This window comes from Staphylococcus sp. 510 (genome assembly GCF_057219715.1).
In genome coordinates this window covers 64984-91015 of the sequence record NZ_JBXVVK010000005.1, presented here as the reverse complement: position 1 = coordinate 91015, position 26032 = coordinate 64984, and the positions used below count along the sequence as shown (strand labels likewise).

The 26032-nt window shown below is 32.2% G+C and carries 23 protein-coding genes; 15 read left to right on the top strand and 8 right to left on the bottom strand.

The window, feature by feature from the left end:
- Positions 1-31: 31 nt before the first annotated feature.
- From queE to queC, 3 genes are read right to left on the bottom strand one after another with little or no spacing between them, the layout of a single operon-like run.
- Positions 32-745 (bottom strand): 7-carboxy-7-deazaguanine synthase QueE, encoded by a 714-nt coding sequence (gene queE / locus AC2D8K_RS05145; RefSeq protein ID WP_484698146.1) that lies wholly within the window; start codon positions 743-745, stop codon positions 32-34.
- Complete coding sequence (gene queD, locus AC2D8K_RS05140) at positions 745-1164, bottom strand: 6-carboxytetrahydropterin synthase QueD (RefSeq protein WP_002450961.1); 420 nt, start codon at positions 1162-1164, stop codon at positions 745-747. The genes queE and queD overlap by 1 nt, the downstream gene beginning before the upstream one ends.
- A gap of 1 nt (position 1165) precedes the next feature.
- The gene (gene queC / locus AC2D8K_RS05135; protein ID WP_484698144.1) at positions 1166-1837 is read right to left on the bottom strand and encodes a 7-cyano-7-deazaguanine synthase QueC; all 672 of its coding nucleotides are present in this window, start codon (positions 1835-1837) and stop codon (positions 1166-1168) included.
- 324 nt (positions 1838-2161) lie between these two features.
- Between queC and AC2D8K_RS05130 the strand changes: the two genes are divergently transcribed.
- The 7 genes from AC2D8K_RS05130 to ltaS all read left to right on the top strand — a co-directional run bounded on the left by AC2D8K_RS05130 (position 2162) and on the right by ltaS (position 8963).
- On the top strand, positions 2162-2755 hold the full coding sequence (locus AC2D8K_RS05130) for an anthranilate synthase component II (protein ID WP_002450959.1): 594 nt from the start codon (positions 2162-2164) through the stop codon (positions 2753-2755).
- Positions 2739-3887: an aminodeoxychorismate synthase component I gene (gene pabB, locus AC2D8K_RS05125; RefSeq protein ID WP_002450958.1), complete on the top strand. Its 1149-nt coding sequence runs from the start codon at positions 2739-2741 to the stop codon at positions 3885-3887. Before AC2D8K_RS05130 ends, pabB begins: the two co-directional genes overlap by 17 nt.
- Positions 3887-4495, top strand: a complete 609-nt coding sequence (locus AC2D8K_RS05120; RefSeq protein ID WP_002450957.1) for an aminotransferase class IV — start codon at positions 3887-3889, stop codon at positions 4493-4495. Before pabB ends, AC2D8K_RS05120 begins: the two co-directional genes overlap by 1 nt.
- 45 nt (positions 4496-4540) lie before the next feature.
- Positions 4541-4747, top strand: a complete 207-nt coding sequence (locus AC2D8K_RS05115; protein WP_002450956.1) for a hypothetical protein — start codon at positions 4541-4543, stop codon at positions 4745-4747.
- 19 nt (positions 4748-4766) lie between these two features.
- On the top strand, positions 4767-5474 hold the full coding sequence (locus tag AC2D8K_RS05110) for a 5-oxoprolinase subunit B family protein (RefSeq protein WP_002450955.1): 708 nt from the start codon (positions 4767-4769) through the stop codon (positions 5472-5474).
- Positions 5462-6466, top strand: a complete 1005-nt coding sequence (locus AC2D8K_RS05105; RefSeq protein ID WP_002450954.1) for a 5-oxoprolinase subunit C family protein — start codon at positions 5462-5464, stop codon at positions 6464-6466. The genes AC2D8K_RS05110 and AC2D8K_RS05105 overlap by 13 nt, the downstream gene beginning before the upstream one ends.
- A 556-nt stretch (positions 6467-7022) precedes the next feature.
- Positions 7023-8963 (top strand): polyglycerol-phosphate lipoteichoic acid synthase LtaS, encoded by a 1941-nt coding sequence (gene ltaS / locus AC2D8K_RS05100; RefSeq protein WP_002450953.1) that lies wholly within the window; start codon positions 7023-7025, stop codon positions 8961-8963.
- A 183-nt stretch (positions 8964-9146) separates the two neighbouring features.
- On the opposite strand, the gene AC2D8K_RS05095 is transcribed toward ltaS, so the two are convergent.
- A complete protein-coding gene (locus tag AC2D8K_RS05095) occupies positions 9147-9962 on the bottom strand; it encodes a ZIP family metal transporter (protein ID WP_002450952.1) in 816 nt (271 codons plus the stop codon).
- A gap of 102 nt (positions 9963-10064) precedes the next feature.
- On the opposite strand from AC2D8K_RS05095, the gene AC2D8K_RS05090 reads away from it, so the two are divergent.
- From AC2D8K_RS05090 to AC2D8K_RS05065, 6 genes are all read left to right on the top strand, one after another.
- Complete coding sequence (locus AC2D8K_RS05090) at positions 10065-11954, top strand: ABC-F family ATP-binding cassette domain-containing protein (RefSeq protein ID WP_172852467.1); 1890 nt, start codon at positions 10065-10067, stop codon at positions 11952-11954.
- Positions 11955-11964: 10 nt separating this feature from the next.
- A complete protein-coding gene (recQ, locus tag AC2D8K_RS05085) occupies positions 11965-13746 on the top strand; it encodes a DNA helicase RecQ (protein WP_100066970.1) in 1782 nt (593 codons plus the stop codon).
- A gap of 235 nt (positions 13747-13981) precedes the next feature.
- Positions 13982-14947, top strand: a complete 966-nt coding sequence (locus AC2D8K_RS05080) for an ABC transporter ATP-binding protein (RefSeq protein WP_037552026.1) — start codon at positions 13982-13984, stop codon at positions 14945-14947.
- Positions 14940-16454 carry an ABC transporter permease/substrate-binding protein gene (locus AC2D8K_RS05075; RefSeq protein WP_002450948.1) on the top strand — a complete coding sequence of 505 codons (1515 nt, stop codon included), beginning with the start codon at positions 14940-14942 and terminating at the stop codon, positions 16452-16454. Before AC2D8K_RS05080 ends, AC2D8K_RS05075 begins: the two co-directional genes overlap by 8 nt.
- 194 nt (positions 16455-16648) lie before the next feature.
- The gene (gene hisC, locus AC2D8K_RS05070) at positions 16649-17704 is read left to right on the top strand and encodes a histidinol-phosphate transaminase (RefSeq protein WP_002450947.1); all 1056 of its coding nucleotides are present in this window, start codon (positions 16649-16651) and stop codon (positions 17702-17704) included.
- Between the two features lie 87 nt (positions 17705-17791).
- The gene (locus AC2D8K_RS05065; RefSeq protein ID WP_002450946.1) at positions 17792-18328 is read left to right on the top strand and encodes a 5' nucleotidase, NT5C type; all 537 of its coding nucleotides are present in this window, start codon (positions 17792-17794) and stop codon (positions 18326-18328) included.
- Between the two features lie 82 nt (positions 18329-18410).
- Here the strand turns inward: AC2D8K_RS05065 and AC2D8K_RS05060 are convergent, their stop codons facing one another.
- From AC2D8K_RS05060 to AC2D8K_RS05045, 4 genes are all read right to left on the bottom strand, one after another.
- Positions 18411-19340 (bottom strand): diacylglycerol/lipid kinase family protein, encoded by a 930-nt coding sequence (locus tag AC2D8K_RS05060; protein ID WP_075778905.1) that lies wholly within the window; start codon positions 19338-19340, stop codon positions 18411-18413.
- A 149-nt stretch (positions 19341-19489) separates the two neighbouring features.
- A complete protein-coding gene (locus AC2D8K_RS05055) occupies positions 19490-20995 on the bottom strand; it encodes a peptide MFS transporter (protein WP_002450944.1) in 1506 nt (501 codons plus the stop codon).
- A 335-nt stretch (positions 20996-21330) separates the two neighbouring features.
- Positions 21331-21831 carry a preQ(1) synthase gene (gene queF, locus AC2D8K_RS05050; RefSeq protein ID WP_002450943.1) on the bottom strand — a complete coding sequence of 167 codons (501 nt, stop codon included), beginning with the start codon at positions 21829-21831 and terminating at the stop codon, positions 21331-21333.
- A 23-nt stretch (positions 21832-21854) separates the two neighbouring features.
- Complete coding sequence (locus tag AC2D8K_RS05045) at positions 21855-22724, bottom strand: DMT family transporter (RefSeq protein WP_002450942.1); 870 nt, start codon at positions 22722-22724, stop codon at positions 21855-21857.
- Positions 22725-23522: 798 nt separating this feature from the next.
- On the opposite strand from AC2D8K_RS05045, the gene nrdI reads away from it, so the two are divergent.
- The gene (gene nrdI / locus AC2D8K_RS05040; protein ID WP_002450941.1) at positions 23523-23921 is read left to right on the top strand and encodes a class Ib ribonucleoside-diphosphate reductase assembly flavoprotein NrdI; all 399 of its coding nucleotides are present in this window, start codon (positions 23523-23525) and stop codon (positions 23919-23921) included.
- Positions 23884-25989 carry a class 1b ribonucleoside-diphosphate reductase subunit alpha gene (gene nrdE, locus AC2D8K_RS05035; protein WP_002450940.1) on the top strand — a complete coding sequence of 702 codons (2106 nt, stop codon included), beginning with the start codon at positions 23884-23886 and terminating at the stop codon, positions 25987-25989. Before nrdI ends, nrdE begins: the two co-directional genes overlap by 38 nt.
- Positions 25990-26032: the final 43 nt, after the last annotated feature.

Genomic DNA, 26032 nt, shown 5'->3' with positions numbered 1-26032 from the left:
CTCGAAATTGTTAAAGTTATATTAAATGAGTTTAAACGCCCTTCATATTACTCCATAACAAAGCGTGTAATTGAGGCAATACGTATACATTATTCATATCACTACTTGTCATGACACGATCGACTAATTGTTCATAACGTTGTAATAGCTTGGCAGTATGATTGTCGACGTCATCATCTAAATATGGATTACCAACTTGTAAATAAAACGGAATTGTTGGATAACGATGATGTATCATTTTAGCAAATTCGAAGTCATCTTCATCAAAAATAACGACTTTTAAATTAAGAGATTCAGGTACACATTGTTCAATAACGCTATCTAAAATATCCAAATTAGGTTTCATATTTGAGCTTGGTGGTTTAGGACTTATCGTTAAATCATCGATTTGTGTCATCCATGGTTGGAATTTACTGCCTTGAGTTTCTAGGGCAGTTTGAATATGATGTTCTTCAAATAAATCTACTAAATCTTGGATACCTTTGATAAGTGCTGGATTTCCACCAGAAATTGTGACGTGATTAAAATTATCGCCACCTATTTCACGCAATTTGTTATAGATTTCTTCTGCAGACATTAATTGAATATCTTCTTTAGCACTACCATCCCATGTAAAGGCAGAATCACACCAACTACAGCGATAATCACAACCTGCAGTTCTAACAAACATTGTTTTTCTACCAATGACACGTCCTTCTCCTTGAATTGTTGGTCCAAATACTTCTAATACAGGTATTTTAGCCATTATAAATCACCTTTAGGACGATATACGACATAGCTAGTAGGTGTTTCACGTAAATAAACTTGGACGCATTTTGGATGGTTTTTTTGATCTTTAAGGTATGATTGCACCATTTGATAAATAGTCTGAGCGACAATTTCTGTAGAAGGACTTTTACCTTTGAATTGAACTAAATCATTTAATAAATAATGATCGAATTGGTCATGTATCAATTTTTTTAAATCACTAAAATTCACTAAAAAACCGTTATGGTCTAATTCATCTCCAGCTATGGTAATATTTACGAAATATGTGTGCCCGTGAGTACGCATACATTTCCCAGCGTCTTCACTCGGAATGTAATGTGCTGCTGAAAAGTTAAAGTCTTTATTAAGTTCGAATTGATAGGGATGACTGACACTAGGATAAATTTGTTGAATCATCTTATTGTACTCCTTTCTTAGCAAGATATTTTTCGAGTCCACGTGATCTTAATTGGCAGGCAGGGCATTCACCACACCCATCTCCAATAATACCGTTATAACAAGTTAGCGTATTTTCACGAATATAGTTTAATACCCCAAGATCGTCAGCAAGTTTCCATGTTTGTGCTTTATCTAACCACATTAATGGCGTGTGAATCACGAAGTCTCTGTCCATAGACAAGTTTAATGTTACGTTCATGGATTTAATGAAGCTATCACGACAGTCTGGATAACCTGAGAAGTCAGTTTCGCACACACCAGTAATAATATGTTTAGCTTTAATTTGATAAGCTAATGCACCAGCGAATGATAAGAAGAGTAAATTACGAGCAGGTACGAATGTATTTGGTATGCCATCTTCAGTATCTTCAATTTTTAAATCATGTTGTGTTAATGCATTGGGTGTCAGTTGCGATAACAACGACATATCTAATATGTGGTGTTCTACGTTTTGCTCTTGAGCAATTTTTTTTGCTACTTCAATTTCAGTATCATGTCTTTGTCCATAATTAAAGGTAACGAGAGTAACATCTTTAAAATGCTTTTTAGCATAAAACAAACATGTTGTACTATCTTGACCTCCGCTAAAGACGACAATGGCTTTGTTTTGATCTAGAGTGTGTTGCACCATAATTATTCCTCCTGTATATCATTAGTCACTGAAACCGAACATTAGGGCATAAAAAAAGCCTATCTCTATAAAAAAGATAGACGACAGATTGTGAATACACATATAATTTTAAAGAAAGTATTAAAATGATATGTCTATTTGCAATCAGAAATTCAATTCAGTGTCTAGTTTTTTATAGAGGGTTTCGGCTAGGAACCTCTGATAAATATATATTTTGTACGCAACATAGAATAAACCAATTCATATGTAAAATCAAGTGAATTTTTGTGATAATAGTGTTAAAGACGTATAGAAGAACTAATATTAATGTAATGGAGCGTAATCATGATAGTAGTGATAGATAATAAAGATTCATTTACTTATAATTTAATTAATTATTTTAAAATGGCTACCCAAGAGACGGTTAACGTCATTGATGTAGAGGATATTAATATAGAGGAATTAAAAGAATTGAAGCCCAAAGCTATCGTTATATCACCGGGTCCTGGGAGACCTAGTGATTATCCTATTTTATTTAAGGTGATGGATGACTTTTATCAGCACATACCTATTTTGGGGGTCTGTTTAGGATTTCAAATGATTTACCAATATTTTGGAGGAACAATTATACATAGAGATAGACCTATACATGGTCATACGACATTATTAAGACATAACGGCGAAGGTGTATTCAAAGGATTACCAGATAGCTTCAGTGTTATGCTCTATCATTCTTTGAAGGCAGATGAAAGTTGTGTTCCTAATGAATTGAAGGTTACAGCTGAAGGAGATGATGGTGTCATTATGGGATTACAACACGATAAATATCCTATTTACGGACTACAGTATCACCCAGAATCTATTTTAAGCGAACAAGGCCAAAACCAGATTCAAAACTTTATCGACATTGTAGGTGAAAATAGTGACTATCAAATTTAACTATCGCTATTACTTAGACGATAATCAATTTGAAACCTATCATATTGAATTAGATCAATTGATTGAAAAGAAGATAGCTAACCATATGGAAGAAGTGGGGCACGTTATACGATTTGCAGAATTTCAACAACAACAAGGTCATTATGTTGCATTATATATAACATATGAAGCGGCACGTTATTTCAATCCACAAATGACCGTGTGCCATATAGAAGAAGATGGTGTCTTAGCAATTGCATATAGCTTTAAAGGTGCTAATCATATTAATGAATCTAAGAAATTGAATAATGCATCATATCAACCGAAACATCAATTTAAATTTATAGAATCAAATCAACAAATGAAAGAAAAAATACAAAGCATTCAACATGCAATTGTCGAAGGAGATACTTATCAAGTGAACTATACTACACGTTTGACTGATGACATCTACTTACCGATTCATCAGTTATATCGACAATTAACTACTGAGGCAAATGGTAATTACACAGCCTTATTAGATACAGATGAGATCAAAGTTGCATCTATTTCTCCTGAATTATTTTTTCAGAAAGGAATCTTTAATGGTGAAGAGAACATGTTAGTTAGTAAACCTATGAAAGGTACCATGCCGAGAGGTGAAACCAATAAAGAAGATCAACAAAACTACCATCAACTACAACAGTCTAAGAAAGATAAAGCTGAAAATGTAATGATTGTAGATTTATTGAGAAATGACATTTCTAGAATAGCAAAGACAGGGAGTATTATTGTTTATAAATTATTCTTTATCGAAACGTATCATACGGTACACCAAATGACGAGTATGGTAACAGGAAAATTATCGTCAGATGTGACCCTTGAAATGATCTTAAATGCTATATTTCCGTGTGGTTCTATTACTGGTGCACCTAAAATAAATACTATGAAGTTAATTCATTCTTTAGAACAAGTTCCAAGACACATATATTGTGGAACAATTGGATTATTACTTCCTAACGATAAAATGATATTTAATATACCTATACGTACGATTGAATATCGACATCAACAAGCAATTTATGGTGTTGGTGCTGGGATTACGATTAACTCTAATCCAGATGATGAAGTCAAAGAATTTTATGATAAGACAAGGATACTGGAGAGATTATAATGTACTTATTTGAAACAATGAAATTAGAGAATGGTCATATTGCACGACTTACTTTTCACAAACAGAGAATGAGTCAATCTAGCAACAAATTGAATATAGCTTTTAATGAGCTAGATTGGGACCGTCTTATTCAATCGATCCAAGCTGAATATTCTGAAGGTAGCTATCGTTTGAAAGTGATGTTACAAGAAGAAGGGAATTTCGATTATTTAGTGGCGCCCCTAACATCTAAATCACATTTCACTGCGTCTTTAGTACGTGAACATGCCAATACGTCGCATCTAATGAAAATTAATAAAACCTCAAATAGAGAACATGTATCTTATGATTTAAACACTGATTTAGCACTCATATTTGATGAAAATGGCAAAATTTTAGAATTTAATATTGGTAATGTCATGTTCAAAGAAAACGATCATTATTTTACACCTCATTATAATGAAGATTTTCTATTAGGATGTATGCGACAATCCTTGATTGATGAAGGTTGTTTGCAAGAAAGAGACTATTATGTCGATGAATTAATAGAGAAATTGAAGACAAAGAAAGTGGAGGTATTTTTACTAAATAGTTTGCGAGAGGTTGCCGATGTTACAATTTACCTATAAAATTAACATGGAAGAAATGCGAAATATTAACAGACGGAGTAGATAATGACACTAATATGGATAGGATTATTAATTGTTGTAGCAGTTGTAAATAAAGTCATAGTTAATCGATTATTACAAAAGAGAGCTCAAATATTCGCACGTATCGTTGCAACAGCTACTACCATATGTGCCATTATATTAGTATATTTATTGATTAAATCACTTATGCCTTTTGTTATAGAACGTATGGACGTATTTTATCATCATTAAAGACTTTTGAGGTGAAGGTATGAAAATATATAGTCAAGGCGACCAAGCCATCGTAATATCAATAGAGAAAAAGGTATCAAAAGATCTTACTGAAGATTTATTAGCCTTGCGATCATATTTGAATAAAAAAAATTATTCGTTCATTACAGAAATTGTACCTACTGAATCAGATATGATGATTATTTATGATGCACGAGACATGATTAAACATCATCATATACAATCCCCATTCTTATATATGAAAGCGCTCATTGAATCGATTAAGTTGGAAATAAAACATGAAAATAAAGCACAAGCGCCATTTCAAATTCCTATTGTATATGGAGATGAATATGGGCCAGACTTGGCATCATTATTAAAACATTTAAAAATTGATGAATCACAATTTAAAGCACTTCATACAGGAAGTGACTACTTTGTATCAATGATGGGATATTCCCCAGGATTTCCATATTTAACAGGAATGAATAAAAAATTATTTGTGAATCATACAAGTAAAGAAAAGAAATTTATTCCGGCAGGTTCAGTCGTCATTGAAGGCAAGAAATGTGGTATCGTTACTACTGACACTTATAATGACTGGTTGGTAATTGGATATACACCAACACAACTTTTCTTTCCAAACAAAGATGATTTTTCACTCTTAAAATTGGGCGATAATGTACAATTTATTGCTAAAGATAAAAACGAATTGGATTTAGGAGACTTTAAAACATGTCAATCATAATAGAAAATAGCGGTTTGTTTAGTAGTTTTCATGATTTTGGGAGACACGGATATGAACATAATGGTGTGATACCATGTGGTGCACTCGATAGTTTGTCACATGAAATTGCCAATCGATTAGTAGCTAATGATAAAAATGAAGCAACACTTGAAATGACACATAAAATGCCAACGATTCGTTTTACAGAACCTACACTCATCGCATTAGCAGGTGGTAACTTTAAAGCCGAGACACAAACAATGAAGGTATTTCCATATAAGTTATATTTAATGGAAAAAGATGATGTTTTGAAGTTTAAAGAAACGAGTAGAACATCACGTGTCTATTTAGCTATCGGTGGTGGTTTTAAGTTAGATGAATGGTTAGGTTCTACATCCACAGATTTCAACGTGAAATTGGGTGGCTTTGAGGGTCGACAATTACAAAATGGTGATGAAATTGAAATGAAACGCTTATATAGTGAGCGACATCACAAACTGTTTGAAAATTTAGCTGAGTCCCGACAAACTGATTGGGGTGTAGATGGCTATGCGTTATCATTTAATTATATGTCAGACGTATTTCATGTCATTAAAAATAAAGGTTCAGAAGATTTTAAAGAAAATGCATTACAACGTTTTACATCACGTAACTATAAAGTAACTAGTAAAGCTAATAGAATGGGCATGATTTTAGAAGGTGAGAAAGTAAAAGCATATTATGAAGATATGCCTGCACATCAATCCGTTAAACGCGGTACAATCCAAGTTAAAAGAGATGGCACACCCATTATTCTATTAAATGATCACTATACATTAGGAAGTTATCCTCAGATAGGGACGATTGCAAGTTATCATTTAACTAAACTAGCTCAGAAACCAACGGGATCAAAATTAAAATTCCAATTTATAGATATTGAAACAGCGGAGAAAAATCTCGTTAAATACAGTAATTGGTTAAATCAATTATTCCATGGCATTGAATATCGTATGCAGTTAGAAATGTTGAAATAGGTACGATTAATGTAAAGTGGAAGCTCGTTCTTAAGACGGATGGCTTAATAAAAACAAATCTATATAATATATAGGTACATTATAAAAAGTATAACTTTAAACCATAGTTTATATGTTGAAAAGTGTGTTTTTACTTGATATTTAAGGTTGCTTCCTTTATATTAATATATTGAACTATGTATTTTGTTACAATATGATTACATTCATCATATTTTCTTAATAAAAAATTAACATCAACAATACATTAGCTAGTTATTGAATCAATCTACTAGCTATTTTTAACGTCAAAATGAAATGTTTAGTGAATTTTAAAAATTATATATTGTGTTAAATCATGCAGACCAACATTGGTATGGGTTAAAATAAAAGTGGAAATAACTCGTTTTAATTCGACGCAATAAAGTAAGCAATGCGTTTATATATTAAACGTAATTATCATGTTAGAGGATAAAAGTTTACTGGCGTTGTTTTAAGATAATTACCATTGCCTAATTACGTTTAATTCGTTATTGATAAGGTTCTTGTGGTTTATTAACAATAAACGGAGGAAACAAACATGAGTTCTCACAAAAAGAAGATAAGTCTTTTTGCGTTTTTCCTGATGACCGTATTTACGATCACGCTGAAGACATATTTTTCCTATTATGTTGATTTTTCTTTAGGTGTTAAAGGATTAGTACAAAACTTAATATTACTGATGAATCCATACAGTTTAATCGCACTCGTACTAAGTGTGTTCTTATTCTTCAAAGGTAAAAAGGCTTTCTGGTTCATTTTTGTTGGAGGATTCCTATTAACATTTTTACTGTATGCTAACGTTGTATACTTTAGATTCTTCTCTGATTTTTTAACGTTTAGTACTTTAAATCAAGCAGGGAATGTAGAATCAATGGGTGGCGCATTAGGTGCTTCATTTAAATGGTACGACTTTGTGTACTTTATCGATACGATTATCTACCTGTTTATTCTAATCTTTAAACGTCAGTGGTTAAGTACAAAAGCATTTAGTAAGAAATTTGTTCCAGTTGTTATGGCTGTATCAGTTGCATTATTCTTCTTAAACTTAGCTTTTGCTGAAACTGACCGTCCAGAGTTATTAACTCGTACATTTGACCACAAATACTTAGTTAAATATTTAGGACCATTTAACTTTACAGTATATGATGGTGTAAAAACGATTGAAAACAATCAACAAAAAGCGCTAGCATCAGAAGATGATTTAACTAAAGTGCTTAATTATACAAAACAAAAACGTACTGAGCCTAACCCAGAATATTATGGTGCGGCTAAGAAAAAAAATATTATTAAAATACATTTAGAGAGTTTCCAAACTTTCTTAATTAACAAGAAGGTTAATGGTAAGGAAGTAACACCGTTCTTGAACAAACTTTCAAGTGGTAAAGAAGATTACACTTACTTCCCAAACTTCTTCCATCAAACAGGTCAAGGTAAGACATCAGATGCCGAATTAACGATGGATAATAGTATTTATGGATTACCTCAAGGTTCTGCATATTCGTTAAAAGGTGATAACACATATCAATCACTACCTGCGATTTTAGATCAAAAGCAAGGTTATACTTCAAACGTTATGCATGGTGACTATAAAACGTTCTGGAACAGAGACCAAATTTATAAACATTTTGGTATAGATAGTTTCTATGATGCAACGTATTATGATATGTCAGATGAGAACGTGGAGAACTTAGGATTAAAAGATAAAATATTCTTTAAAGATTCAGCTAATTATCAAGCTAAAATGAAGAAACCATTTTATTCACATTTAATTACATTAACTAACCACTATCCGTTCACATTAGATGAGAAAGATGCATCAATTGATAAACCAAATACAGGTGACTCTACAGTTGACGGATATATTCAAACAGCACATTATTTAGACCAAGCTCTTGAAGAATATGTTACAGATCTTAAGAAAAAAGGTTTATATGATGATTCTGTTATCATGATTTATGGTGACCACTATGGTATCTCTGAAAACCATAACAATGCGATGGAAAAATTATTAGGTGAAAAGATTACACCAGCGAAATTTACTGATTTAAATCGTACTGGTTTCTGGATTAAAGTTCCAGGTAAATCAGGTGGAATAAATAAAGAATACGCTGGACAAATGGATGTTATGCCAACAATATTACATTTAGTTGGTATTGATACTAAAAACTATATTATGTTTGGTACTGATTTATTCTCTAAACAACATAACGATGTCGTACCATTTAGAAATGGTGACTTTATCACTAAAGACTACAAATATGTTAATGGTAAGTTATATTCTAATAAAGATAATGAATTACTAACTAAAAAACCAAAAGACTTCGAGAAGAATCAAAAACAAGTTGAAAAAGATTTAGAAATGAATGATAGTTTATTAAATGGTGACTTATTCAGATTCTATAAAAATCCTGATTTCAAAAAAGTAGATCCATCGAAGTATGAATATAAACCAGGACCAAAAGGTAACGAAAAAAAATAATTCAATAAAACCGAATTGAGCGCTTGCTCAATTCGGTTTTTTATTATTGAAATATAAAGTAATGCATAAAAAAGGATGGGGGTTTCTATTGAACTCCCACGCCTCGTAATCGTTCTATCTGCCTTCGTTTTCAAACTTTAATTTTAGGAATAATATGGAAATTGCATATTTCAAAATGTATGATTAACCTAATGCAACGTCTAATACCATCATAATGGCAAAACCAAGCATTAAGCTTAGCGTAGCTAAATCTGTATTATTACCTGATTGAGAATCTGGAATCAGTTCTTCTACTACTACAAATATCATTGCACCTGCAGCAAAAGCAAGTGCGTAAGGTAACATTGGCGTAATAACGAGTACTGCACCAGCACCAATCATAGCAAATATAGGTTCTACAATGGCTGAAGCTTGTCCATAGTTGAAAGCTTTCCAACTAGAAGCACCTGCTGCTTTAATTGGCATAGATAAAGCTGCACCCTCAGGAATATTTTGAATACCTATACCAATCGCTAAACCAATTGCCCCTAAGAATGTGGCAGTGCCATTGCCTGATACTACGCCACCAAAGGCAACACCAATTGATAAACCTTCTGGTATATTATGCAATGTAATCGCAAGAACAAGTAATGCATTTTTACTTAGAGATGTATCAATACCTTCTTGTTGTTGATTTTCATCTTTCGCATTACGGTGTATATGCGGTATAACAAAATCTAGTCCGCGAATAAATAATCCGCCAAATAAGAAACCAATTGCAGCTGGTAACCAAGGCATTGCTGAGTCTTTACTAAATTCTATTGAGGGTTGTAACAGAGACCAGAAACTTGCGGCAATCATAATTCCTGCAGCAAATCCTTGCATCGAGTTCAACACTTTATCATTAACAGATTTAAAAATAAAGACAGAAGCTGCACCAAGTGCTGTTAATAACCATGTAATGATTCCTGCAATTAAAGCTTGGAAATGAGGAGGCAAATTTTCGAAGAATTCTGCCATAACTAGGTCTCCTTGTATCATTTAAGCTTAAAAAGGTGTATAATATATAGAACTGATTTAAGCTTAACAAAATTATATAGAAAATTCGATAGTAAAAGGAAGATAAGCATGGAAGCATATAAAATTGAACATTTAAATAAATCCTATGCAGATAAAGTGATATTCGATGACTTAAATTTATCTATCTCTGAACATGAAAAGATTGGTCTTGTAGGGATTAATGGTACAGGTAAGAGTACATTGCTGAAGGTCATAGGTAATATAGATGAAGACTTCACAGCTGATATCACACATCCAAATAATTATCGAATACGATATTCATCGCAAAAGCATGATCTTGATGGAGATATGACAGTGTTTGAGGCAGTACTAAGTTCTGATACACCTACATTAAAGGTGATTAAAGATTATGAAAAAGCTGTGAGTCAATACGCCATCAATCAAAGCGACAAGCAATTTCAAATTATGATGGAAGCCCAAGAAATGATGGATCGTAAAGAGGCATGGGATTATAATGCTGAAATCAAGACCATACTTTCTAAATTAGGCATTAATGATACAAATAAACTAGTGAAGGCATTATCAGGTGGTCAACAAAAGCGTGTTGTTTTAGCGAAGACATTAATAGAACAACCAGATTTATTATTGTTAGACGAGCCGACAAACCATTTAGATTTTGAATCGATAAACTGGTTAATTAATTACGTAAAACAATATCCATACACTGTTTTATTTGTAACACACGACCGTTACTTTTTAAACGAAGTGTCTTCGAGAATTATTGAATTAGATAGAGGTAAGTTGAAAACATATCCTGGTAATTATGAAGACTACATAGCTATGCGTGCTGAAAATGAACAAATTGAACAGAAACAGCAACAAAAGCAAAAAGCACTATATAAGCAAGAGTTAGCTTGGATGAGAGCTGGCGCAAAAGCTAGAACGACTAAACAACAGGCACGTATTAATCGCTTTAGCGATTTAGAATCTGAAGTTAAACAACAAACGAAGCAAGATAAAGCTCAGTTGAATTTAGCTCACTCAAGACTTGGTAAACAAGTTTATGAATTAGATCATTTATCAAAAACAATCAATGACAAAGTACTATTTGAAGATATTACTGAGATCATACAAAGTGGTCAAAAAATTGGTATAGTAGGTCCGAATGGAGCAGGTAAAACAACATTATTAAATATATTGGCATCTGAGGATCAATCATTTGAAGGTCAATTAAAAGTAGGACAGACCGTTAAAGTGGCTTATTTCAAACAAACTGAAGAAACATTAGATAGAGATATTAGAGTGATTGATTATCTTCGCGAAGAAAGCGAAGTTGCTATGGAAAAAGATGGCACTTCCGTATCTGTAACACAACTGCTTGAGCGTTTTCTATTTCCAAGTTCAACTCATGGTAAGAAAGTATACAAATTATCTGGCGGTGAACAAAAACGACTATATCTCTTACGTTTATTAGTACATAAACCGAATGTATTATTATTAGACGAACCCACAAATGATTTAGATACCGAAACACTAACTATTTTAGAAGATTATATCGATGAATTTGGCGGTTCAGTAATTACTGTTAGCCATGATAGATATTTTCTTAATAAAGTGGCACAAGAGTATTGGTATATTCATGATGGAAAAATGGAAAAAATCATCGGATCATTTGAAGATTATGAAGCCTATAAAAAAGCTCAGGATAAACAATTGGCTCTGAATAAGCAAGAAGCCAATCAAACCAAACATAAGCCACAAACTCGAAAAAAATCGGGACTATCATATAAAGAAAAGCGTGAATATGAAGCACTTCTTGAACGTATTGATCAAACAGAAACAAGGTTAGTTGAAATTGACGAAGAAATGGTAGAAGCTAGTGCAGATTATGCAAAAATCAAAGCACTGAATGAAGAAAAGGAAGAACTTGAAGCAACATATGATACTGACATCACAAGATGGAGTGAACTCGAAGAATTAAAAGAACAATAAGGGGAATTTAATCATGCAAGAAACTTTATCGCATTATTTTGGCTACGATACGTTTCGTCCAGGTCAGGAAGAAATTATTTCAAAAATTATAGACCATCGAAATGTATTAGGTGTGTTACCTACAGGTGGCGGTAAATCGATATGTTATCAAGTACCTGGATTAATGTTAGGTGGAACGACAATAGTTATTAGTCCATTAATATCTTTAATGAAAGACCAAGTAGACCAATTGAAAGCAATGGGGATTAATGCTGCTTATATAAATAGCAGTTTAACTCAGAAACAACAAAAAGAGATTGAGCAAGATTTAATTAGTGGTCATATTCAGTTCTTATATGTAGCACCTGAACGTTTTGAAAATCAATATTTTTTAAGCCAATTAAGAAAAGTAAATATACGATTAGTTGCATTTGATGAAGCACATTGTATTTCAAAATGGGGACATGATTTCAGACCAAGTTATCAAAATGTGATTCAAAAGGTTTTCACACTTCCACAAGATTTTGCAATTGTGGCATTAACAGCAACAGCAACAGCAGAAGTACAACAAGATATTATGGCTAAGTTAAATATTGACGCCAACGATGAAGTGAAGACCAGTACGAAGCGTCGAAATTTAATATTTAAAGTTAATCCAACATATCAACGTCAAAAATTTGTCGTAGACTATGTCACAGAACATAATGAAGAAGCGGGTATCATATATTGCTCGACACGTAAACAAGTTGAAGAGCTACAAGAGGTACTCGAAAGTCATAAGGTTAAATGTACGATTTATCATGCAGGCTTAACCAATAAAGAAAGAGAAGCTGCTCAAAACGATTTTCTATACGACCGTGTGAATGTCGTTATTGCGACGAATGCCTTCGGTATGGGAATAGATAAATCCAATGTCAGATTTGTTATACACTATAATATGCCGGGTGATTTAGAATCATATTATCAAGAAGCTGGGCGTGTAGGTCGTGATGGTCTGAAAAGTGAGTGTATCTTATTATTCAGTGAACGTGATAGAGGACTTCACGAATATTTTATATCAGTATCTCAAGCAGACGATGATTATAAAGAAAAAATGGGCGAAAAGCTAACTAAAATGCTCCAATATACCAAAACAAAGAAGTGTCTTGAAGCAACGATTGTGCATTATTTTGAACCAAATGAAAAATTAGAAGAATGTAAACAATGTAGTAATTGTATTCAAGAGAATAAAACTTATGATATGACGAGAGAAGCTAAGATGATTATTAGCTGTGTTGCAAGAATGAGACAACAAGAAAGTTATAGCGTGATTATTCAAGTGTTACGCGGTGAAACAACAGATTACATTAAATATAATGATTACGATCAATTAACTACTCACGGTATTATGAAATCATATACCACATCTGAATTAAGTCATTTAATTGATGAACTAAGGTTCAAAGGCTTTTTAAATGAAAATGATGAAATACTTATATGTGATAAGTCAGTGAAAAAATTGTTAAATGATGATACAAAAGTATTTACTACGCCATTTAAACAAAAATCAAAAGAAAAAGTATTTATTAATACCGTAGAAGGTGTAGATAGGGCTTTATTTAGCGAATTGGTTAAAGTGAGAAAACAATTAAGTGATAAGTTAGGTATCGCACCAGTAAGTATTTTCTCTGATTACACATTAGAAGAATTTGCTAAACGAAAACCAGAATCTAAACAGGATATGATCAATATTGATGGTGTGGGGAGTTATAAATTAAAACATTATTGCCCACAATTCCTTGAAAGAATACAGTCATATAAGACAAGTATTTAAATGATAGCCGCATGCAAATAATTAAGAAATATGAACTCGATGTATGTCACATGATGAATGTGCGTTACATCGGGTTTTTTACTTTGAAAATGGTATCCATTTCATCTTTTGAAAGAAGATTATGTATGAAAATAAAAAATCCAAAGATTTAATTAATTTAATTTGTAATTAGAATATAAAACAGGGTATAGTAGATGAAAATGTCTATTTGATTAGAGTGAATGAAGGTGAAATTGTGATTGAATTTAAAAATGTGACGAAACGCTATGGCAATCACGTTGCAGTGGATGATGTTAGTTTTAATATCAAAGAAGGAGAGTTTTTCGTATTAATAGGACCTTCAGGTTGTGGGAAAACGACAACGTTAAAAATGATAAATCGATTAATACCATTAAGTGAGGGATATATTTATTTTAAGGATAAGCCAATCAGTGACTATCCTGTTTATGAAATGAGATGGGATATTGGGTATGTACTACAACAAATCGCGCTATTTCCTCATATGACGATTAAAGAAAATATAGCACAAGTGCCACAAATGAAGAAATGGAAAGATAAAGATATTGATTTAAGAGTGAATGAATTATTAGAGATGGTTGGACTGGATCCTGAGATATATAAAAATAGGTTGCCAGAAGAATTATCTGGAGGACAACGACAACGAGTTGGTGTAGTACGTGCGTTAGCTGCAGACCCACCTGTCATTATTATGGATGAACCATTTAGTGCATTAGACCCAATAAGTAGAGAAAAGCTGCAAGATGATTTGATTGAGTTACAAACAAAGATTCAAAAGACCATTGTATTTGTGACACATGATATTCAAGAAGCGATGAAGTTGGGAGATCGAATTTGCTTATTGAATGAAGGACATGTCGAACAAATTGATACACCTTTAGGTTTTCAGCAACAGCCACAAAGTGATTTTGTGAAACAGTTTATGGGTAGTCATTTGCAACAATCTGAATCTAAAGTGATGTTGAAAGATTTGAAAATTGAACGTCAATTGGATGAGGATGCAGCTAAGGAAAATTATCCAGAAATCAGTAATGAACAATATTTAGATGATATTTATCAAACATTCATCAAGCACGATGCTATCGTCATGATTGATGAACCTTCACAGCATAAAACATTAATTAAAAGAGAAGATATATTTAAATATTTGTCAGGCGTAAAGGGGGATAACACCCATGCATGAATTTTGGCAAACGCTAGTAGAACGTAAGGGACAGTTACTCTCAACAATCATAGAACATATACAAATATCATTTATTGCTTTATTAATAGCAACAATCATTGCAGTACCACTCGGTATTTTATTAACTAAAACGAAGAAAACATCTGAAATTGTCATGAATATTGCTGCAATATTGCAAACCATTCCTTCATTAGCATTACTTGGGTTAATGATTCCATTATTTGGTATAGGACGTTTGCCAGCCATCATTGCATTAGTTGTATATGCATTATTGCCAATATTACGTAATACATATACGGGTGTGAAAGAGGTTGATCCATCACTAATAGAAGCGGCAAAGGGTATTGGTATGAAACCAATACGTCGTTTAACAAAAGTAGAATTACCTATAGCTATGCCTGTGATTATGGCAGGTATTAGAACTGCTATGGTGCTCATAATTGGTACTGCAACTTTAGCAGCATTAATTGGTGCAGGAGGCCTTGGAGATTTAATATTATTAGGTATTGATCGTAATGATGCATCATTAATTTTAATTGGTGCGATTCCAGCAGCGTTATTAGCCATATTATTTGATATTATACTAAGATTTATGGAGAAATTATCGTACAAAAAGTTATTAATTGTATTAGGAACAATGATAGTAGTTATTATGATTGCTATTATCGTCCCATTATTTGCCCAAAAAGGTGATAAAATTACACTAGCAGGTAAATTAGGTTCAGAACCATCGGTCATTACAAATATGTATAAAATTTTAATTGAGCAAGATACCGATGATACTGTTGAAGTCAAAGATGGAATGGGTAAGACTGCTTTCTTATTTAATGCACTCAAATCTGACGATATCGATGGTTATTTAGAATTTACAGGTACAGTTTTAGGAGAATTAACAAAAGAAGATTTAAAATCTAAACAAGAACCTAGAGTATATCAACAAGCAAAACAAAGTTTAGAGAAAAAATATAAAATGACAATGTTAAAGCCAATGAAATATAATAATACTTATGCATTAGCAGTTAAACGTGATTTTGCTAAGGAAAACCACATTAAAACCATTGGTGACTTGTCTAAAGTAGAAGATAAATTGAAACCAGGTTTTACATTGGAATTTAATGATCGACCAGATGGATTTAAAGCTGTTAAAAAGGCTTATGGTCTAAATATTTCAAATGCCAAAACCATGGAACCTAAACTTCGCTATACTGCAGTTGAAAAAGGAGATATTAATTTAATTGATGCATATTCTACAGATGCGGAATTAAAGCAATATGACATGGTAGTATTAAAGGATGACAAGCATGTATTTCCGCCTTATCAAGGTGCACCAATGTTTAAAGAAAAATTCATCAAAGATCATCCAGAAGTGAAGAAACCACTTAATAAGTTAGCTGGTAAGATTTCAGATGAAGACATGCAAGAAATGAATTATAAAGTGACAGTAAAGAAACAAGACCCTTATCAAGTGGCTAAAGATTATTTAGAAAAAGAAGGTCTATTAAAATAAAATAATTTGATAGACATAGCCTTAATGCTTATGGAATATATTTAATTGTTCCATTCTCATTGAGGCTTTTTTGAATCTTTATATTTTATATATCACATTTGATTGGAAGATGGATTGAGTTATGTAATAGTAAGTGTTTATAATTAATATTAAGTTTTTGAAATTTCTGTCAATTTGAGGGGGCAACAATTATTATGAAAAAACAACTCGAACAATTATCTGCATATCAACCTGGTTTATCACCTAGAGCACTTAAAGAAGCATATGGAATTGAGGAAGAGTTATATAAATTAGCATCCAATGAGAACTTATATGGTCCTTCTCCTAAAGCTAAAGAAGCAATATCAAACCATTTAGATGAGTTATATTATTATCCTGAAACAGGGTCACCACTACTTAGAGAGGCGATAAGTCAACATTTAGGTGTGGATGCATCTCGAATTTTATTTGGTGCAGGTTTAGATGAAGTCATTTTAATGATTTCAAGAGCAGTATTAACGCCAGGGGACAAAATCGTAACGAGTGAAGCAACATTCGGACAGTATTATCATAATGCTATTGTTGAGTCTGCTCAGGTTATTCAAGTTCCATTAAAGAATGGTGGATTTGATTTAGAAGGTATTTTAAATGAAGTTGATGACAATACTTCTCTAGTGTGGTTATGTAATCCTAATAACCCTACTGGAACATATTTTAATCATGATGACCTTAAAGGATTTTTAGAACGTGTACCAAGCCATGTGCCCGTACTCATTGATGAAGCATACTTTGAATTTGTTACTGCAGACGATTATCCTGATACCTTAAAGTTACAGGAAACATTTGATAATGCATTTTTACTAAGAACTTTTTCAAAAGCATATGGATTAGCAGGATTACGTGTAGGTTATGTGGTTGCCACTAATGAAGCAATTGAAAAATGGAATATCATTAGACCCCCATTCAATGTTACACGATTATCTGAATATGCCGCAGTAGCTGCATTAGAAGATCAAGACTACTTAAAACAGATCACTGCTAAAAATGCAGAGGAACGTGCAAAATTTTATCAAATACCTCAAAGTAAACATTTCTTACCAAGTCAAACTAACTTTGTATTTGTACAAACAGATAAAAGTAAAGCACTTTATGAAGCACTCTTAAAAGTAGGCTGTATTACACGACCATTTCCTACTGGTGTAAGAATTACTGTAGGATTCCCAGAACAAAATGATAAGATGATTGACGTATTACAACAATTTAAATTTTAAAGTAATATATTAGGTGAGTTATATCTTTTGTCTGAATCGTCCTTTTGCTATACTTTAGGAATACATTACATTTGAGGAGTAGATTTAATGTCTCGTAAGAAAATTGCTATAGATATGGATGAAGTACTCGCTGATACACTCGGCGCTATCATTGATGGTGTTAATGAAAGAGCTAATTTAGGAATCACAGTAGAATCACTAAATGGACAAAAATTAAAGCATGTTATTCCAGAACATGACGGATTAGTTACTGAAATACTTAGAGAGCCAGGATTCTTTAGACATTTAAAGGTTATGCCAAACGCACAAGAAGTCGTAGAAAAGTTAAATGAACATTATGATGTTTATATAGCAACAGCTGCAATGGATGTTCCGACATCATTTTATGATAAATATGAATGGTTATTAGAACATTTTCCATTTTTAGATCCACAACATTTTGTTTTTTGTGGTCGTAAAAATATTATTAACGCGGACTATTTAATTGATGATAACCCACGTCAACTTGCTATTTTCGAAGGTGAATCTATTATGTATACTGCAGTTCATAATATGAATCATCATGATTATAAGCGTGTAAATGGTTGGAAAGATGTAGAAGCATTATTTTTAAATGATAAATAAAAATAGGAGCTAGCCCTTATCCAAAGATGATCATATGGATGAGTGGTCAAGCTCCTATTTTTTGCGAGTTAGTGCATTGTTATCATTGGTTATTATTTTGATCAGGGAAGGTGAGTAATTTGATGGCATCAGGTAACACTTCGACATTTATAGGTGTCTCTAAAGCAATTTCACCATCAATATCAATTTTCATATTAGGGTCAGTAGTTAGCTTAATTTGTTTACCTGAGACATGATCAATACCTTGTGTGATTTCATTCCAATTCATGCTATCACGCTTTTTAAAGATATCATTAAGAATGCTGAAACTTTGATCATCAAAGATAAAGGTGTTCAATTGACCATCCTGTGGAGATAAATCTGTTAAAGGAATTCTGCTGCCACCAATATTAGGTCCGTTTGCAATTAATATCATTGAGGTATTACCTGTTTTCTCTTCACCATCAATCGTTAATGTGAAGTCGAACTTGCTAGGATCCATTAATGTTTTAACAGTAGAACCAATATAGCTTAATTTACCAAAGATGTCTTTAGAACCATCTTGTACATTTTCAGCATTTTGTACAATTAACCCTAATCCAACGAAATTAAGTGCATACATATCATTAATTTTCATTACATCATATGTTTGTATATGTGATGATAATAATTGCTGACTAGCTAATGTATGATTTGGATTTAGGTTTAATGTTTTAGTAAAGTCATTGAATGTGCCGCCGGGAATAATGCCAATAGGTAAATCTAAGTCATTCTCCATTACGCCATTAATCAGTTCATTCACTGTACCATCGCCACCTAAAATGAATAACACATCTATGTCGTTGCCATACTGTCCATTTTTAATAGATTCGCAATAGCCTTTGATATCCCCTTCATTCTCACTTAATTGAATGGAAAAGTGTTTACACATAGAACTTAGAGACTTTGTCACTTCACCTAGACCTTGGTAGATATCTTTTAAGCCACTGTGTTCATGATAGAATAACACACCATGATTATATTTTTTTGTCATCGTCTATACCTACTTTCCTTAAGTTCTTGTTTAATATATTTCAATACCCACTTTTATAGGTAATCAATGAAATTTTATAGTGATTTTTATTATAAACTAAAAAAGCAGTAAGCCGAATCATTTCGACTTACTGCTTGTATTCTAATCTATTATCTAATGCCTCTCATTGCTTTCACAATTTTTGGTGAGAAGGCTAGAATGACTAATGTAATGACGATGACTGTAGTACCTAAGAAAATAAAGTAATTCGTTTGACCTAAAGGATCGATTAATTTAACTAATGTACCGTTAAATGCTTGAGCTGATGCATTAGTTAACAACCATAAACTCATCATTTGAGCATTGAATGCTTTTGGTGCTAATTTAACTGCAGCACTGTTACCAGTAGGTGATAAACACAATTCACCTACAACACAAATGATGTATGAAAGGATAACCCAGTTAACTGAGAAATGAGCACTTCCATAAATGGTACCGATTAATCCTATTAAGATATAAGAGATACCAGCCAAACCAGCACCAATCACAAATTTGATAGGTAAACTTGGTTGGCGTTTACCTAATTTTTGCCAAATTAATGAAACAACAGGTGCAAATAATAAGATGAAAAGTGGGTTAATAGATTGGAAAATCGTTTCACCGAAGTTGGTTTTCCATCCTAATAAGTTTAATTTCATATCTGAATGTTCAATACCATAAATGTTAAGTACGTTAGAACCTTGTTCTTGAATTGCCCAGAACACCATTCCCAGAATAAATAATGGAATAAAGGCTTTAACTCTTGAACGTTCTACATCTGTAACATCTTTACTTCTAATCATTATTGTAAAGTATGAAATTGGTAATACGATACCAAGTACTAAAACAGTATTACTTACTAAGTTGAAAGATAATGTATTCGTTAAGTATGTAACGATGAGTACAACAATAATAATTGCTACAATACCACTAATAATTGCCCCATATTTTTTCTTCTCAGCAGGTGATAGTGGGTTTGTTGGTGTCATACCAACACGACCTAAATTTTTACGGTTGAATAATACGTACCAAACTAAGCCTAATGCCATACCAATAGCTGCAATTAAGAATCCGCCATGGAAGTTTTTGACATTTAAGAATTGTTGCAGAATGATAGGTGAAATTAATGCACCAAAGTTAACTGACATGTAGAAGATAACGAAACCTGCATCCATTCGTGTATCATCTTTAGTATATAATCTACCAACAATATTAGATATATTGGGTTTCATCATCCCAGATCCGATAATAATAAAGAACATTGACGCAAATAAACCTACCATTGCGAATGGTAAACTTAGACAAATATGTCCAATAATGATGAGAACGGCCCCAATTAATGTGGCACCTCTTGTACCTGTAATTCGGTCAGCAATCCAACCACCTGGAATACATGACATGTATATTAATGCTCCATATACTGACATGATTGACATTGCCGTTGTTTTATCGATGCCTAATCCATGATCTGCAATAGCGTAGTACATATAGAATAGTAACATCGCACGCATGCCGTAATAACTAAATCTCTCCCAAAATTCTACGAAGAATAAAACACCTAAACCTCTTGGATGTCCAAAAAACCCTGTTTGTGGTATTTCTTGAACTGCTTGTTCATGGGAATTATTTGCTTTCATATAATCATCCCAACCTTTCTGTTCCCTTAACACTAACGTTATATTGGTTTTTAAAAATTGTACTATTGAAATTAAAAAGTTGCAATAATATTCTAAAAATTATAAATAAGAAAATTCTGTCAATTCCTTCGAATTAATTATATGAAATGTTCATATAAAATTGAGACTCATTAATTTAATAAACTATAGTACTAATATATATAAAAATACGCTTTAACTTAATAAAGTGCAAGAGTTTTTTGAAAATTAAATAAAAAAACTTTAGTACAATTTGAAATTATCTTTGTAAGATGTTTTCAATGTACTAAAGTTAATTTTTAATATTCGCTAAAAGATTAGCGATTGTCTACATTTTCAGGATACATATCATGATTCATCATTCTATGTTCTGCCATTTTTTCATATTTTGAATTAGGGCGACCATAATTTGTATATGGATCGATGGAAATACCACCACGTGGAGTGAATTTACCCCATACTTCAATGTAATGAGGATCCATTAATTCAATTAAATCATTCATAATGATATTCATACAATCCTCATGGAAGTCACCATGGTTTCTAAAGCTAAATAAGTATAATTTTAAAGATTTAGATTCAACCATTTTAATGTTAGGAATGTATGAAATGTATATTGTTGCGAAATCTGGTTGTCCTGTAATAGGGCATAGTGATGTGAATTCTGGACAATTAAACTTTACAAAGTAATCTCTACCTTGGTGTTTATTATCAAATGTTTCTAAAACATCTGGTCTGTAATCAAAGTTATATGTGTTATTTTGGTTTCCTAGTAATGTTATATCTTGTAATTCATCATTTTGACGTCCTTGTGCCAAATGAATCACTCCTTATCATATGATTAATGTTGTTGTTGTTGATTTGATTCGCGACGTGCTTTTTCGAACATATAGTAACTTGCACTTATAATGACAACATATCCGATTGTTGATAATAAATCAGGTGTTTCACCAAATAATATGAAGCCGAATATTGCTGTAAATATAATTGAAGCATAAGTGAAAATAGATATATCTTTTGCTGCTGCGAAACTATAGGCTAATGTGATTCCAATTTGGCCCACTGCAGCTGATAAACCTGCGCCGAATAAATATAATAATTGTAATTTACTCATTGGTTCAAATGTAAAAATTGAAAATGGGATAAGTACAATTACTGAGAATAGTGAAAAATAAAATACAATGGTGTAGGGTGCTTCTCTAGTACTTAAAGCACGGACACAAGTATATGCTGATGCAGCAAATATACCTGAAAGTAGTCCAATTAATGCTGGTATAAACGAAGAAGAAAATTCTGGTTTTACAATAAGTAACATACCGAGTATTGCAACGATCATTGCTGAAATTTGATATTTTCGTACTTTTTCATGTAAAAAGATAAAACATAATAATATAGTCCAGAAGGGGTTTAACTTCATTAATGTATCAGCGTCACTCAATACCATGTGATCAAGTGCATATATATTAAGCAATACACCTATTAAACCGAGTGTTGACCTTGAGATAAGTAATGGTTGGCTACTTAATTTACCAAACATTGGTTGTTTATATTTAAATATGAAGAATAATGGTATGAACATTGCAACTAAATTTCTTGCTAGAGACTTTTGAAATACAGGTAAATCGCCTGATAATCTGAAGAAGACAGACATAAAACTAAAGCCTATCGCAGATATTAGTATTGCAATTATACCTTTGATTTTAGGATTCAATACTATCGCCTCATTCATAAAAGTTTAACGTTATTATAGTAGCATAAATGATGTCGATATGCATAAAAGACTTGAAAAAACAGTGGGTGAAATATATAATCATAATACGAACGTACGTTCTGTTAAGGAAGAGTCATAATCTAGTTTCAAAACATTTGTGAGAATTAAAATGATTGCATATAACTGAAAACGATTGCAGTTTAATTTTGATTCTTCATTGATTGTATCCTTTATTTTGACAGGGTTGAGCTAGAATCAAGACCTTAAGCTTAATGTATAATTTTTTATAAAAAGCAAGTAATTTTAACTGAAAAATTTTTTTATTTTTATTTGTGTAAGACTAAAGGTGTAGTGGTGCATGTTCAGAAGAAAAGACGAACATTTGACATAAAACTTTAACTTTAAATAAGTTTAGGTATTATGTATAATGAAACACAGAATATAGTATCGATATTGATAAACAGACACAATATATTGTGTCTGTAGCTGATACTAATAAATGGAATAATCTTAATTTAAATGCAAAATGACACTAGTAATTATAGAATAATCTCTCGTTTACAGTGTTTCCGCACAAAATGTTTACTTATACTATATAGATCTACATTTCTAATCAACCACAATATCTTGTGGTTCAAAATAAAATCTAATATCAAGATAAGGTCATATAGTTTTTATAAACTTTTCTTTTAGTGACTCATTTCATTCTACAACACTATATTTTGTAGGAAGCTTTCCTGTCATGATAGGAGAACTTCTTTTTTAATTGTTTAAAGATTGGTGAAAGAAGGCGATCCAATGAAAGTAGTATATTTCTCATTTTCAGGTAATGTACGCAGATTTATTAAACGTGCTGAAATCGAAAATGTAATGGAAATTACATCAGAAAATTGTACGGATCCTATTAATGAACCATATATTTTAGTTACTGGAACAATAGGCTTTGGCGAAGTACCTCAACAAGTACAATCATTTCTAGATGTTAATCATTCATATCTCAGAGCGGTAGCTGCCAGTGGTAATAGAAACTGGGGTCAAAATTTTGCTAAAGCAGGGCGCTCTATTTCTGAAGACTATAATGTACCGTTGTTAATGAAGTTTGAAGTGCAAGGCACTAATAAAGACGTTATCGAATTTAAAAACAAGGTGGGTAATTTTAATGAGAACTATGGACGAGAAGAAGTACAATCACATTGAATTAAATAATGAAGTTACAAAACGAAAAGATAATGGTTTTTTTAATTTAGAAAAAGACCAAGAAGCGCTCAAAGTATATTTGGAAGAAATCCACGACAAAACGATTTATTTCGATAGCGAAATTGAACGTTTACACTATCTTGTAGACAATAACTTCTATTTCAATGTTTTTGAAAAATACAGTGATTCAGACTTAGTAGAAATCACAGAATATGCGAAGTCAATTAACTTCCAATTTGCTAGTTACATGTCTGCAAGTAAATTTTACAAAGACTATGCACTTAAAACGAATGATAAACAACAATATTTAGAAGATTATAATCAACACGTTGCTATTGTTTCAATGTACTTAGCTAATGGAGACAAAGATCAAGCTAAACAATTTATTTCAGCTATGGTAGAACAACGTTATCAACCTGCAACACCTACATTTTTAAATGCGGGTAGAGCAAGACGTGGAGAATTAGTTTCTTGCTTCTTATTAGAAGTGGATGATAGCTTGAATTCTATCAACTTTATTGATTCAACCGCGAAACAATTAAGTAAAATTGGCGGTGGCGTTGCAATTAATTTATCTAAATTACGTGCACGTGGTGAAGCAATTAAAGGTATAAAAGGTGTAGCCAAAGGTGTATTACCTGTTGCTAAGTCACTCGAAGGTGGATTTAGTTATGCAGATCAATTAGGTCAAAGACCTGGCGCAGGTGCTGTATATTTAAACATCTTCCACTATGATGTTGAAGAGTTTTTAGATACTAAAAAAGTAAATGCAGATGAAGATTTACGTTTATCAACTATCTCTACAGGCTTAATCGTGCCTTCTAAATTCTTCGACCTAGCAAAAGAAGGTAAAGACTTCTACATGTTTGCGCCACACACTGTAAAACAAGAGTATGGTGTGACTTTAGATGATATTGATTTAGAAAAATATTATGATGACATGGTTGCAAACCCTAACGTAGAGAAAAAGAAAAAAGATGCACGTGAAATGTTAAATACAATTGCTCAAACGCAATTACAATCTGGTTATCCATATTTGATGTTCAAAGATAATGCGAATAAAGTACATGCTAATTCAGATATTGGTCAAATTAAAATGAGTAATTTATGTACTGAAATTTTCCAATTACAAGAAACATCTATTATTAATGATTATGGTACAGAAGATGAAATTAAACGAGATATTTCATGTAACTTAGGTTCATTAAATATTGTGAATGTCATGGAATCCCAAAAATTTAGAGATTCGGTTCATACTGGTATGGACGCATTAACAGTTGTTAGTGATGAAGCGAATATTCAAAACGCACCTGGCGTTAAAAAAGCTAATAGTGAGTTACATTCTGTAGGACTTGGTGTAATGAACTTACATGGTTACTTAGCTAAAAATAAAATTGGTTATGAGTCAGAAGAAGCTAAAGATTTCGCTAACATCTTCTTCATGATGATGAACTATTATTCAATTGAGCGTTCAATGCAAATTGCAAAAGAACGTGGAGAAAAATATCTTGATTTTGATAAATCAGATTATGCAAATGGAAAATATTTCGAGTTCTATACTTCACAAGAATTTGAACCACAATTTGAAAAAGTACGCGAATTATTCAAAGGTTTTGAAATTCCTACAGCAGAAGATTGGAAAGCATTACAAAAAGATGTAGAGCAATACGGTCTATATCATGCTTATCGCTTAGCAATTGCACCAACACAAAGTATTTCATATGTGCAAAATGCAACAAGCTCAGTAATGCCTATCGTTGATCAAATCGAGCGACGTACTTATGGTAATGCTGAAACATTTTATCCAATGCCATTCTTATCACCTGAAACAATGTGGTATTACAAATCAGCATTTAATACAGATCAAATGAAATTAATTGATTTAGTATCAACTATTCAAACACATGTTGATCAAGGTATTTCAACTATTTTATATGTTAATTCAGAAATTTCTACACGTGAACTTTCTCGATTATATGTATATGCACATCATAAAGGTTTAAAATCTTTATATTACACACGTAATAAATTATTAAGTGTAGAAGAATGTACAAGTTGTGCAATTTAATACGATAAATAAACGTGATACATTAAATAGTAAGTATTATTAT

What these genes read in the sequence shown, in the direction of transcription:
- queE (WP_484698146.1), bottom strand. Translation starts at nt 745, where the DNA reads ATGGCTAAAATACCTGTATTAGAAGTATTTGGACCAACAATTCAAGGA.
- queD (WP_002450961.1), bottom strand. Translation starts at nt 1,164, where the DNA reads ATGATTCAACAAATTTATCCTAGTGTCAGTCATCCCTATCAATTCGAA.
- queC (WP_484698144.1), bottom strand. Translation starts at nt 1,837, where the DNA reads ATGGTGCAACACACTCTAGATCAAAACAAAGCCATTGTCGTCTTTAGC.
- AC2D8K_RS05130 (WP_002450959.1), top strand. Translation starts at nt 2,162, where the DNA reads ATGATAGTAGTGATAGATAATAAAGATTCATTTACTTATAATTTAATT.
- AC2D8K_RS05120 (WP_002450957.1), top strand. Translation starts at nt 3,887, where the DNA reads ATGTACTTATTTGAAACAATGAAATTAGAGAATGGTCATATTGCACGA.
- AC2D8K_RS05115 (WP_002450956.1), top strand. Translation starts at nt 4,541, where the DNA reads ATGACACTAATATGGATAGGATTATTAATTGTTGTAGCAGTTGTAAAT.
- AC2D8K_RS05110 (WP_002450955.1), top strand. Translation starts at nt 4,767, where the DNA reads ATGAAAATATATAGTCAAGGCGACCAAGCCATCGTAATATCAATAGAG.
- AC2D8K_RS05105 (WP_002450954.1), top strand. Translation starts at nt 5,462, where the DNA reads ATGTCAATCATAATAGAAAATAGCGGTTTGTTTAGTAGTTTTCATGAT.
- ltaS (WP_002450953.1), top strand. Translation starts at nt 7,023, where the DNA reads ATGAGTTCTCACAAAAAGAAGATAAGTCTTTTTGCGTTTTTCCTGATG.
- AC2D8K_RS05095 (WP_002450952.1), bottom strand. Translation starts at nt 9,962, where the DNA reads ATGGCAGAATTCTTCGAAAATTTGCCTCCTCATTTCCAAGCTTTAATT.
- AC2D8K_RS05075 (WP_002450948.1), top strand. Translation starts at nt 14,940, where the DNA reads ATGCATGAATTTTGGCAAACGCTAGTAGAACGTAAGGGACAGTTACTC.
- hisC (WP_002450947.1), top strand. Translation starts at nt 16,649, where the DNA reads ATGAAAAAACAACTCGAACAATTATCTGCATATCAACCTGGTTTATCA.
- AC2D8K_RS05065 (WP_002450946.1), top strand. Translation starts at nt 17,792, where the DNA reads ATGTCTCGTAAGAAAATTGCTATAGATATGGATGAAGTACTCGCTGAT.
- AC2D8K_RS05060 (WP_075778905.1), bottom strand. Translation starts at nt 19,340, where the DNA reads ATGACAAAAAAATATAATCATGGTGTGTTATTCTATCATGAACACAGT.
- AC2D8K_RS05055 (WP_002450944.1), bottom strand. Translation starts at nt 20,995, where the DNA reads ATGAAAGCAAATAATTCCCATGAACAAGCAGTTCAAGAAATACCACAA.
- nrdI (WP_002450941.1), top strand. Translation starts at nt 23,523, where the DNA reads ATGAAAGTAGTATATTTCTCATTTTCAGGTAATGTACGCAGATTTATT.
- nrdE (WP_002450940.1), top strand. Translation starts at nt 23,884, where the DNA reads ATGAGAACTATGGACGAGAAGAAGTACAATCACATTGAATTAAATAAT.